The organism is Rhodococcus sp. BS-15 (assembly GCF_000813105.1).
In the GTDB taxonomy this organism is placed as follows: domain Bacteria; phylum Actinomycetota; class Actinomycetes; order Mycobacteriales; family Mycobacteriaceae; genus Rhodococcoides.
Genome location: NZ_BAOX01000154.1, coordinates 1 through 11,507 on the forward strand (window position 1 = coordinate 1; position 11,507 = coordinate 11,507).

At 64.9% G+C, this 11,507-nt stretch carries 11 protein-coding genes and 1 pseudogene; 8 read left to right on the forward strand and 4 right to left on the reverse strand.

What is annotated here, in order from left to right:
- Positions 1-126: 126 nt before the first annotated feature.
- Genes RHBS_RS16840 through RHBS_RS16850 form a run of 3 tightly spaced genes read right to left on the reverse strand, consistent with a single transcriptional unit; the run spans position 127 to position 1,194 of the window.
- Positions 127-411: a hypothetical protein gene (locus RHBS_RS16840; RefSeq protein ID WP_128646075.1), complete on the reverse strand. Its 285-nt coding sequence runs from the start codon at positions 409-411 to the stop codon at positions 127-129.
- A gap of 4 nt (positions 412-415) precedes the next feature.
- The gene (locus tag RHBS_RS16845; protein WP_121872801.1) at positions 416-691 is read right to left on the reverse strand and encodes an Asp23/Gls24 family envelope stress response protein; all 276 of its coding nucleotides are present in this window, start codon (positions 689-691) and stop codon (positions 416-418) included.
- Positions 692-702: 11 nt separating this feature from the next.
- Positions 703-1,194, reverse strand: a complete 492-nt coding sequence (locus RHBS_RS16850) for an Asp23/Gls24 family envelope stress response protein (protein ID WP_121871523.1) — start codon at positions 1,192-1,194, stop codon at positions 703-705.
- A 175-nt stretch (positions 1,195-1,369) separates the two neighbouring features.
- Between RHBS_RS16850 and RHBS_RS16855 the strand changes: the two genes are divergently transcribed.
- The 8 genes and pseudogenes from RHBS_RS16855 (at position 1,370) to RHBS_RS16890 (ending at position 9,996) form a co-directional block, all read left to right on the forward strand.
- Entirely contained in the window at positions 1,370-1,927 is a 558-nt protein-coding gene (locus RHBS_RS16855) for an RNA polymerase sigma factor (protein ID WP_128646076.1), read from the forward strand.
- A complete protein-coding gene (locus tag RHBS_RS16860) occupies positions 1,912-2,370 on the forward strand; it encodes a hypothetical protein (RefSeq protein ID WP_128646077.1) in 459 nt (152 codons plus the stop codon). Before RHBS_RS16855 ends, RHBS_RS16860 begins: the two co-directional genes overlap by 16 nt.
- Before the next feature lie 60 nt (positions 2,371-2,430).
- On the forward strand, positions 2,431-2,544 hold the full coding sequence (locus tag RHBS_RS16865) for a potassium-transporting ATPase subunit F (protein WP_128646078.1): 114 nt from the start codon (positions 2,431-2,433) through the stop codon (positions 2,542-2,544).
- Position 2,545: 1 nt separating this feature from the next.
- The gene (gene kdpA, locus RHBS_RS16870; protein ID WP_128646079.1) at positions 2,546-4,198 is read left to right on the forward strand and encodes a potassium-transporting ATPase subunit KdpA; all 1,653 of its coding nucleotides are present in this window, start codon (positions 2,546-2,548) and stop codon (positions 4,196-4,198) included.
- On the forward strand, positions 4,195-6,222 hold the full coding sequence (gene kdpB / locus RHBS_RS16875; RefSeq protein ID WP_128646080.1) for a potassium-transporting ATPase subunit KdpB: 2,028 nt from the start codon (positions 4,195-4,197) through the stop codon (positions 6,220-6,222). Before kdpA ends, kdpB begins: the two co-directional genes overlap by 4 nt.
- A gap of 2 nt (positions 6,223-6,224) precedes the next feature.
- A complete protein-coding gene (locus RHBS_RS16880; RefSeq protein ID WP_128646081.1) occupies positions 6,225-6,854 on the forward strand; it encodes a potassium-transporting ATPase subunit C in 630 nt (209 codons plus the stop codon).
- 15 nt (positions 6,855-6,869) lie between these two features.
- Positions 6,870-9,322: pseudogene (locus RHBS_RS16885) on the forward strand (ATP-binding protein).
- Positions 9,319-9,996: a response regulator gene (locus RHBS_RS16890; RefSeq protein ID WP_128646082.1), complete on the forward strand. Its 678-nt coding sequence runs from the start codon at positions 9,319-9,321 to the stop codon at positions 9,994-9,996. The pseudogene RHBS_RS16885 and the gene RHBS_RS16890 overlap by 4 nt, the downstream one beginning before the upstream one ends.
- Before the next feature lie 19 nt (positions 9,997-10,015).
- Here RHBS_RS16890 and RHBS_RS16895 read toward each other — a convergent pair.
- Positions 10,016-11,507: gamma-glutamyltransferase family protein (locus RHBS_RS16895; RefSeq protein WP_145977533.1), on the reverse strand; the 1,492-nt coding region annotated here is incomplete at its 5' end.

The window sequence follows — 11,507 nt, forward strand, 5'->3', positions numbered from 1 at the left end:
GAAGCCGAGGCCACCGAGAACGATGGCGATGAGGAAGCCGGTGAAGCCGCCTGCCGCTGCGGCGATGGCCAGCAGAAGTCCCACGAACAAACCGATGGTTGCAGTGGTCATGGTCTTGATCTCCACTCAGAGTTCGAAGTAGTTGCGTCTGGTGACGCGTTTGCGGATGCGAGCGATCCGCTTGGGAAGTGTGCGTAGGGGGGACGGAATCGAGGACGCGCGGAATGCCGTCGGTGCACTCGCTGCGTTGACAGGGGTCGAGGGCAGTACAGCGAATCTTCGATCGACAGCGGCGAGCTCGGCCATGTACCGGGCCGGATCTCCACCGATGTCGGGGTGGTGTTCGCGTGCCACAGCGCGCCGAGCCGCCTTGTACGCGGCGGCTCGGTCGTGCGCTGCATGCTCGTTCACCTGGTCAGACTCGCACAATGTCCTCGACGGTGACGTGCACGGGCCCGTCGACCATCGCCGCAACTGTGCGACGCACGGCATCGGCGGTCTCGCGGACCGCTACCCCGAATTCGAGAGTGACGTGAACCTCGGTTCCGTTCTCCCCGATTCGGATGCCGGCGATCCTGCGTCCGGGTAGGTACGTAGCGGCTTCGCCGAACATGCCGCCGTGCAGCCCGACGACACCGTCGATCGCCAGAACGGCGTCGGCGATGTCCTCGGACCTGTCACGCTCCGTCATGTGCGGATCGGTCACTGCACTCGGGTGGTGGCGGGCTCGGTGGTGGTGTCGTCGTCCTCGGAGCCGTCGTCGAGGAAGATGTCGTGGACGACGATGTTGACCTCGGTGACCTCGAGTCCGGTCATACGCTCGACGGCATTGATGACGTTGCGACGGATGCCTGCTGCGAGATCTGCGATCGACACTCCGTAGTCGGCGACGATGTCGATGTCAACGGCTGCCTGACGCTCGCCGACCTCGACCGAGACGCCCTGCGACTGGTTGACGCGGGCACCGGGGATGCGCTCGCGGAGTGCACCGATCGCGCGGCTTGCTCCGCCGCCGACTGCATGCACTCCTTGGACCTCACGGGTGGCGATGCCGGCGATCTTGGAGACGACGGTATCGGCAATGGTGGTGCGACCCTGCGAGCTGACGAGCACGGAGTCCGACTTGGTGGTGATGTCGGTCTTGCCTTCGCCTGCTGCCGATACGGTTGCCTTGTTGTCCGTCGTGGAGCTCATTGAATGCCTCTCTTCGTCGTTTTGTCTCGTGCAGAGTGTGTGTCAGGAGTTGGTCGTAGCTCGATGACCGAAACGCACGTCCGGATAAAGTGACCTACGTCATAGATTACGTCCGCTGGTAAACCGGTATCGAAGACATGCGTGATCGATGACCGCTACGTGAACTGGGGGCCCGATGGAGTGGGTTGAGGCATCGGACCGCGTACTCGTCGGCGCAGCCGCGCTCGGCGAGACGGATGCGTTCGAGGAGATCGTCCGGCGCTACGGCCCGGAGATGTTCCGGTACGCGCGCAACATGCTGTCCGATCAGGGTGCGGCCGAGGAGGTGGTGCAGGACTCCTTCGTCGCAGCGTGGAAGGGTCTGGACAACTTTCGAGGGGACTCGGCGTTGAGGACGTGGCTGTTCTCGCTGGTCTCGCACAAGGTGGTCGATCACCGGCGACGGCGTAGCGTGCCTCCTGCGGAGGACTGGGTGTTCGAGCGCAAGAGCACCGGCGCGGGCAGCGATCCGGAAGCGGACGTCGAGGCCGACAGCTTCATGGCCGAGCTCGGAGTCGCACTGGCCGAATTGCCCTACCGTCAGCGAGCCTGCTGGCTGCTCCGCGAGGTCGAGGGCCTGACTCACCCCGAGATCGGCGCGATCCTGACGTTGTCCGCAGGAGCGGTACGCGGTCAGTTGACCAGAGCACGAGCAACATTGAGCGAAAGGTTGGCAACATGGCGAACCCAGTAGAGCCGGATTCGGTTCTCGCGCGTGCTGCCACCGAACTTCGGGACGCACCGCAGGAACCCACTTGGGTGGACATCAGCTCGTCCATCATCGCGAAGGTACGCAACACCACTCGGCGTACGTGGCCCATCGACAGCGCCTTCCCTCCCGGTTCAGAAGCCGGGACCGGTGACACGCTGAAGATCAGCGACCACATCGTCAAGACGACGCTTCGGCGCGCCCTCGCGGGCGTTCACGGCGCACAACCGACCGAGATCGACCTCCACCTCGACGACCATGCCTGCATCGGCCTGTTCATCGCGGTGATCGGGGTGTACGGCGTCGATCTGCAGGCCGCGGGCGACGAGCTCGCGCGTATCGCGATCGATGTCGTGACGGATCTGCTGGGTGCCACCCTGGATCGCGACGTCGTCGAGGTACGCGTCGACGACATCGAAGAGCGGTAGGCGTAAATATTGCGTCATAGCCGCTGGTTGGCGGCGTAAGAAAGCGTAAGGAAGCCGGCTGTGGCCGGTGGCGGGATTCAGGATCGAGCAATGACCGAATTGCTCTGTCTCGCGGTGGCCGCGTTCGTCGCGGTGTACCTGTTCGTCGCTCTCCTCGACCCGGAGAGGTCCTGACGTGGTTGGGTTCTTCCAAATCTGCGCTGTGATAGTCGTCCTGGCGGCTGCCTATGTGCCACTCGGCGACTACATGGCCCGTGTCTACACGCGCACTCGGGATTCGAGTGTCGAACGAATTCTGTACCGCATCGCGAGGGTCGATCCGGACTCCGAGCAGACCTGGGTTGGCTACTCCACCAGCGTCATCGGGTTCTCGGTCGTCAGTGTGGTGTTCCTCTTTCTGCTGCAGCGCATCCAAGGCGTGTTGCCCCTCAACGGTGGCCTGTCCGGGGTGAGCCCGGCGATGGCGTTCAACACTGCGGCGTCGTTCGTCACCAATACGAACTGGCAGTCGTACACGCCCGAGACCACCATGTCGAACCTGACGCAGCCGTTGGGATTGGCAGTGCAGAACTTCCTCTCTGCTGCAGTCGGTATCGCAGTGGCGATCGCGGTCGTCAGAGGATTCGTCCGGGTTTCCACCGGCGGTGAACTGGGGAACTTCTGGGTGGATCTGATCCGCGGAACGCTACAAATTCTGTTGCCGCTCTCGCTGCTGGTGGCGGTAATTCTGCTCACCCAGGGCGTTGTGATGTCATTCTCCACGGGCTTCGCTTCCACCGGTCTGGACGGGCAGGCGGTGACCAACGCACTTGCACCCGTTGCCTCTCAGGAGGCGATCAAGGAGATCGGCACCAACGGCGGCGGCATTCTCGGAGCCAACTCTGCGCATCCGTTCGAGAATCCGACGCCGCTGTCGAACATCGTCGAGATCATTTCGCTGCTGCTGATCCCGGTGGCGCTCACCCGCACCTTCGGCACCATGATCGGCAACCGCAAGCAGGGTCTGACGCTGCTGGCCGTGATGGCGACGCTGTGGGCCACGATGTTGGCAGTGACGCTGTTCGCCGAGTCCCGTACCCGTGGGGTGGCCGCAACCGCCGCCGGCGCCATGATGGAGGGCAAAGAAGTCCGCTTCGGTATCCCGGCCTCGGCACTGTTCGCCGTCTCCACCACCGGAACGTCAACCGGCGCAGTCAATTCCGCGCACGACAGCATGTCTGCGCTCGGTGGCGGGACCGTTCTGCTGAACATGTTGTTCGGGGAGATCGCACCGGGTGGCGTCGGAACCGGTCTGTACGGGCTGTTGGTTCTCGCAGTCATCGCCGTGTTCGTCGGTGGCCTGCTCGTCGGGCGCACTCCCGAGTTCCTCGGCAAGAAACTGGGTCGACGCGCGATCACGATGGCCGCATTGTCGGTGCTGGTGATGCCGATCCTCGTTCTCGTCGGCACGTCCATCACCGTGATTCTCGAATCCACCACGAGCTACCAGGGCAATCCCGGCATCCACGGATTCACCGAGGTGCTCTACGCCTACGCCTCGGCGTCCAACAACAACGGCAGTGCCTTCGGCGGTCTGACGGTGACCAGCGACTGGTTCCAGATATCGCTCGGTATCGCGATGCTGCTGGGCCGTTTCCTGCCGATTGTCTTCGTGCTGGCGCTGGCGGGCTCGCTGGCGACGACCAAACGCAGCGCACCCAACGCAGGCACCCTCCCCACCGACGGGCCGTTGTTCGGCACTCTGCTGATCGGCACCGCGATTCTCGTCGCCGCTCTCACCTTCTTCCCCGCACTTGCTCTCGGACCCATAGCAGAGGCCATGCAATGAAACTCTCTCTCGCAACAGCGCTTCCGGGTGCGTTTCGTAAACTCGATCCGCGCCACCTGGCTCGTAACCCCGTGATGTTCGTCGTCTTTCTCGGCTCCGTCGTCACCACGGTGCTCTCGATCGCCGATCCGTCCGTGTTCGCGTGGTTCGTCACGGGTTGGCTGTGGTTCACGGTGCTCTTCGCCAACCTGGCCGAGTCCGTCGCCGAGGGCCGTGGCAAAGCGCAGGCCGCCAGCCTGCGCAAAGTGAAGCAGGACAGTGTTGCCCGACGACGATCCTCCTCCGGTGCCGAGTTCGTCATCACCGAGGTGGCCGGCTCGGACTTGAAGGTCGGTGACGAGGTGGTCGTCTCGGCCGGCGAGATCATCCCCGGCGATGGTGACGTCATCGAGGGCATCGCCAGCGTCGACGAATCGGCGATCACCGGCGAGTCGGCACCCGTGGTCCGCGAGTCGGGTGGCGACCGATCTGCGGTCACCGGCGGCACCATCGTGCTCTCCGACGAGATCGTCGTGAAAATCACTGCAGCGCAGGGCGAAACGTTCGTCGATCGGATGATCGCTCTCGTCGAGGGTGCGGCTCGGCAGAAGACGCCGAACGAGATCGCTTTGAACATCCTTCTCGCATCCCTCACGATCGTCTTCCTCTTCGCCGTGGTTGCCATCGGCCCGATGTCGAACTACGCAGGGCAGCAGCAGAATCCGATCCAGTTGATCGCGCTGCTGGTCTGCCTGATCCCCACGACCATCGGTGCGCTGCTCTCGGCCATCGGTATCGCGGGTATGGACCGGCTGGTGCAGCGCAACGTGCTCGCGATGTCCGGACGCGCCGTGGAGGCAGCGGGCGATATCGACACGTTGCTGATGGACAAGACCGGAACCATCACGTTCGGCAATCGTCGCGCCACCGGGCTGCATCCGGCCACGGGCGTCGACGCCGTCGAGTTGGCTCGTGCTGCTCGACTGTCCTCACTCGCCGACGGCACTCCCGAGGGGCGCAGCATCGTCGAACTCGTCGAACGCGACTTCGAGACCATTGCCGCGGAAGCCGATGCACGTGGTGAGTTCGTCGCATTCACAGCGCAGACACGAATGAGCGGCCTCGACCTGCCGGGCATCGAGATCCGCAAGGGCGCAGCAGATTCGGTCCAGGGCTGGATCCGTGAGGGCGGCGGCAGCGTCGACTCGAACAGCACGGCGAATCTCGACGCCACCGTGCACGACATCGCCCAGAACGGTGGCACACCACTGGTCGTCGCAGTACGCGAAACCGGGAAAGCTGCCCGCGCTCTCGGTGTCATCGAACTCTCGGATGTGGTGAAGCCCGGAATTGCAGAACGGTTCGGTCAGCTTCGGGCCATGGGCATTCGAACGGTGATGGTGACCGGCGACAATCCACTCACCGCCAGGGCCATCGCCGCCGAGGCCGGGGTGGACGACTACCTGGCCGAGGCAACCCCGGAGGACAAGCTCACGCTCATCCGGAAGGAGCAGGAAGGCGGACGGCTGGTCGCGATGACCGGCGACGGCACCAACGACGCCCCGGCTCTGGCGCAGGCCGACGTCGGTGTCGCGATGAACACCGGCACCTCTGCGGCCAAGGAAGCCGGCAACATGGTCGACCTCGATTCCGATCCCACCAAACTGATCGAGATCGTCGAGATCGGCAAGCAGCTGCTCATCACCCGCGGAGCATTGACGACCTTCTCGATGGCCAACGACCTGGCGAAGTACTTCGCGATTCTGCCGGCCATGTTCAGTACCGTCTATCCGCAGCTCGGTGGACTGAACATCATGCGTCTGGCGACGCCCGAATCGGCCATCCTGTCCGCGGTGATCTTCAACGCGCTGGTGATCGTCGTTCTCATTCCGTTGGCACTGAAAGGCGTTCGCTACACACCGGCCTCGGCGTCGGCGTTGCTGCGAAGAAACCTGCTGGTATTCGGCGTCGGCGGCGTCATCAGTCCGTTCGTCGGTATCTGGCTCATCGACCTGCTCGTTCGACACATCCCAGGGATTGGCTGATCATGCGTTTCGTACAGAACTTCCTCCGCCAGGTCGTGGCAGGTTTCGCAGTGTTGCTGGCGCTGACGGTCATCCTCGGCATCGGGTACCCGGCCGTGGTCTGGGGTATCAGCCGCATCGGTACCGACTCCGCGGAGGGTTCGCCGCTGCGCGACGCGCAGGGCTGCGTCGTCGGAAGCTCGCTGATCGGCGTCGATCCGCAGGTCGCTCCGGGAGAGCCCGATCCGTACTTCCACACCCGCGTCACCGGCTCGGTGTCGGAGAACGACGCGTTCGCCATCAGTGATCCCGCCGCATCGGGGCCGAGCCACCAAGGACCGTCCAGTGAGATTCTCGCGTCGTTCATCGAGCAGCGGCGCACTGCGATCGCCGAGCGCGAAAGCGTCGACCCCTCCGCTGTTCCCCCGGACGCGGTGACCGGCTCCGGTTCGGGAGTCGACCCCGCGATCAGTCCGGAGTACGCCGCGTTGCAGGTACCGCGGGTCGCCGAGGTCAACGGCATGAGTGTCGGCGACGTCGAGGCTTTGGTCGCCGAGTACACCGCCGGACCGCAGTACGGTGTTCTCGGGGCGAAGGCGGTCAACGTGCCGGAGCTCAATGTGGCGCTGGGCTTGAGCAGCCCCTGCAGCTGAGACAGGAGAAGAGCCGTGCCGGATCGAGGTGAACTGCGCATCTATCTGGGCGCTGCGCGGGAGTCGGCAAGACGTTCGCGATGCTCGGTGAGGCGCACCGGCGTCAGGACAGGGGCTGCGATGTTGTTGCTGCTCTGGTCGAGACGCACGGCCGACAACGAACGATCGCCGCGCTCGACGGGATCGAGGTGGTACCACCTCGGCTCGTCGAGTACCGCGGGTCGCTGACGGAGGAACTCGATCTCGAGGCCGTGCTCGCGCGGCGGCCCCAGGTTGTCCTCGTCGACGAACTGGCACACACCAATACGCCGGGGGGCGAGCACGGTAAACGGTGGGAGGACGTCGAGGACCTGTTGAACGCAGGCATCAGTGTGATTTCGACGCTCAATGTGCAGCACCTGGAATCATTGAACGACGTGGTGCAGCAGATCACCGGGGTGCCGCAGCGAGAGACCGTACCGGACAGCGTGGTTCGCGGTGCCGACCAGGTGGAGTTGGTCGACATCACCCCCGAGGCGCTGCGCAGCAGATTGCGGCACGGGAACGTCTACGCCACCGAGAAGGTGGATGCGGCATTGAGCAACTACTTCCGGCGCGGCAATCTCACGGCGTTGCGTGAATTGGCGTTGCTGTGGATAGCCGACCAGGTCGATGCGGCACTGGTGAAGTACCGCAGCGAGAATCGCATCACCGACACCTGGGAGGCGCGTGAACGGGTGGTCGTCGCTGTGACCGGTGGCCCGGAATCGGAAACTTTGCTGCGGCGCGCGAGCCGCATCGCCTCCAAATCCAGCGCAGAGTTGATGGTGCTGCACATCGTTCGCGGCGACGGGCTGATGGGTGTCTCGGCACCGCAGATGGGTTCGGTGCGCAAGCTCGCCGCCGGGCTCGGTGCGAGCGTGCACAGTGTGGTCGGTGACGACGTCCCGACGACGCTGCTCGACTTCGCTCGCGGGGTCAATGCGACTCAGTTGGTGATCGGTACCTCGAGACGGTCTCGGGTCGCGCGGATTCTCGACGAGGGCATCGGCGCTGCAGTGGTGCAGAATTCCGGAAAAATCGACGTACACATGGTCACTCACGACGAGCGGGCGCGGCGTTGGCGACTTCAGGTCGACGCAGGCCGACGTCGGATTCTCGCGTGGATCGCCGCGGTTGTCGTCCCGTGTGTGGCAGCGGTGGTGCTCGATTGGGTCGGGCCGAACTTCGGTCCGAGCGGGGAGAGCGCACTGTTCTTCATGGTCGTGCTGTGTGTCGCACTGCTGGGAGGTGTTGCGCCTGCGGCACTGTCGGCGCTGATCGCCGGGTTCCTGCTGAACTACTTCTTCACTGCGCCCCTGTACAGCCTCACGATCGCAGAACCGGAGAACTTCGTCGTCGCCGTCGTCCTGCTGCTCGTGTCCATCGCAGTCGCAGCCCTGGTGGACGCTGCTGCGCGGCGGACTCGGCAAGCTCGACGAGCATCACAGGAGGCCGAGTTGCTGACTCTCTTCGCCGGATCCGTCCTTCGGGGGGCAGATCTGCCGGCGCTGCTCGAGCGTGCTCGCGAAACCTACAGCCAGGATGGAGTATCGCTGTGGGACAACGAGTCCGCCACAATCGTCGGCACCACGGGTGCCGGTGCCCCCGCGGACAAGGGCAGTGCCGACACCGAGATCGGCACCGGTGAGTTCACGCTGCTGCTCGCCGGCGACCGAACTCGAGCGCACGATCGACGAGTGCTCGCGGCCGTGGCCAACCAGGCTGCAGGCATGGTCCGGCAGGCTCGGCTCGCCGAGGAAGCCAGCCGCGCCAACGCGCTCGCCGAGGCCGATGCGTTGCGTCGGGCATTGCTCTCGGCCGTCAGCCACGATTTACGGACGCCACTGTCTGCGGTGAAAGCGGCGTCCTCGTCCCTGCGCAGCACCGACGTTCAGTTCTCTGCGGAGGACACCGAGGAATTGCTCGCCACCATCGACGAATCGGCCGATCAGCTGACGGCTCTGGTGAGCAACTTGCTCGACTCCTCGAGGTTGCAGGCAGGTGTGGTGCACCCGAGTCTGCGCCCGGTCTTCGTCGACGACGTTCTGGGCGGCGCATTGATCGGAGCCGACGATCGGGTCCGGGTCGAGGTGGGTGATGTCGAGGTATTGGCGGACCCGGGCCTGCTCGAGCGCGTGCTGGCGAACCTGGTGAACAACAGTGCCCGCTATGCGCCCGTCGGCGACATCACCGTCAGTGCCGCGGTAGCAGGCGATCGGGCGAGGATCTCCGTTGCCGACCACGGTCCCGGTATCGCCGAGGGTGCCGAGGAGACCATGTTCGATGCGTTCCAACGACTCGGCGATCGTGACAACTCCGTGGGCGTCGGGCTGGGGCTTTCGGTGGTGCGGGGATTCGTGCGTGCGATGGGCGGTACCGTCACGGCATCGAACACCGTCGGCGGCGGGCTGACGATGACGGTCGAGTTGAAGGCGGCGATCAGGTGAAGGTGCGGGCGCTTGTCGTCGACGACGAGCCGCAGATCGTGCGCGCGCTTCGAATCAATCTCAATGTCCGCGGGTTCGAGGTCGTCAGCGCTGCGACGGGTGGGGAGGCGCTGCGGGTGGCCGCGAACTTCCACCCCGACATCGTGATTCTCGATCTCGGCCTGCCCGACATCGACGGAATCGACGTTATCGCCGGTCTGCGTGGGTGGACCGACGTGCCGATTCTGGTGCTCTCGGCACGTACCGACTCGGCGGATACCGTCGAGGCCCTCGATGCCGGGGCGGACGACTTCGTGACAAAGCCGTTCGGTATGGACGAGTTGCTGGCGCGGTTGCGCGCCGCACTACGCCGCGGACCGCACTCCGTCGCCGACCCCGTTGTGGTCACCGAGGACTTCACCGTCGACCTCGCTACGAAAACCGTTGTGCGAGATGGTGTGGGCGTGCACCTGACCCGCACCGAGTGGGGTGTGCTCGAACTGCTGGTGCGCAACGAGGGCAAGCTGGTGTCGCAGAAGGACATACTGCGTACCGTGTGGGGACCCGGCCACGAGCGTGAAACGCACTATCTACGAATCTACCTCGGCCAACTGCGACAGAAACTCGAACGCGACCCGGCCTCCCCGGTGCACCTCATCACCGAAACCGGTATGGGCTACCGATTCGTGCCCTGAGCGCTACCCACGCTCGCAGCTATCCACCCAGTACCTCACCCTCGCGGCGGGGGTCGGCTCCACCGATCCAGCCGCCGTCGGTGCGCTGTAGTGCGCTCAGCCCACTGGACTGGTCGGCGACCGACACCTGATGGCCCATCTCGCGGAGCGCCGCGACCACCGGATCGTCCTCGCCCGAGACATTCGGGTGTTCACCGCCGTAGTTGGTCGACGGTGTGTTGGCCGCACCGAAGTCGACCATCGACACCGCCTGCTGAGGGTCCATGCCCCAATCGAGAAGTCCCACCAGTGTTTTGACGACGAACTGGATGATCACCGAGCCGCCGGGAGAGCCGGCCACCAGTGCCAGATCGCCGCGTACGCCGTCGTCGCCGCGATCGAAGACCAGCGTCGGGGCCATCGAGCTACGCGGACGCTTCCCCGGCTCGACGCGATTGGCCACCGGCGTACCGTCCTCGGCCACCGGTGATGCCGAGAAGTCGGTGAGCTGATTGTTGAGCAGGAAGCCGTCGACCATGTGGAACGAGCCGAAGGCAGACTCGACGGTTGTCGTCATCGATGCCGCGTTGCCCTGGCTGTCGACGACGGAGATGTGGCTGGTGCCGTACTCGGGATCGGTGGACGAGGCGAACTGCACCGGGCCGAAGTCGCCGGGCTGCGCTGTGCCCATCGACTTGCTCTCGTCGATCAGTCCTGCTCGCTCGCTGAGGTATTCGGGATCGAGCAGCGCATCGGGCGACCCGCCGGGCAGGGGGACGAAATCCGGATCGGCGACGTACTTGTCACGATCGGCGTAGGCCAGGCGCTCGGCCTCGGCGATCAGGTGCACACCCTCGGCCGTCGGGGTTCCGCCGTTGGCGTCCATTCCCGTCGGCGCGTATTGCGCCAGATCGAAGTTCGACAGGATCCCCATCGCCGACGCCACTGCGATACCGCCCGAGGACGGGCCGGGCATACCGCAGATGTCGTGGTCGCGGTACTCGGTGCACACGGCCGTGCGGGTCTTGGGCTCGTACGTGGCGAGATCCTCGAGCGTGATCTGTCCGGGGGTACGGCCCGCGGTGGTGTCGGCGGTCGCATCGACGATGGCCTGCGCGATATCACCGGTGTAGAAGGCGTCTGCACCGTCGGTTGCGATGGCGGAGAGCGTCTTCGACATCGCCGGGTTGTTCAGAACCGTCCCGGCCGGCTTGCCGGTGCCGTCCGGCTGCAGAAAGTACTCCTTGGACGCGGGGTCGAGGGCGAGCTTGGGTGCCGAGTCGGCAATGGACGACGCCATGCGCGGGCTGATCTCGATTCCGTTGTCGGCGAGGTCGATTGCGGGCTGGAAGAGCTCACCCCACTGCTTCGTGCCGTGATCGTCGTGGGCCTGCTCGAGCATGCGCAGCACTCCCGGAACGCCGATCGACCGCCCACTCGAACGGGCATCGGGTTGCGGCAGAGTGCGATTCACGTCGTCGATGTACCGCAGGTAGTCGCCGGTCGCGCTCATCGGGCGGTCTCGCGGCCGC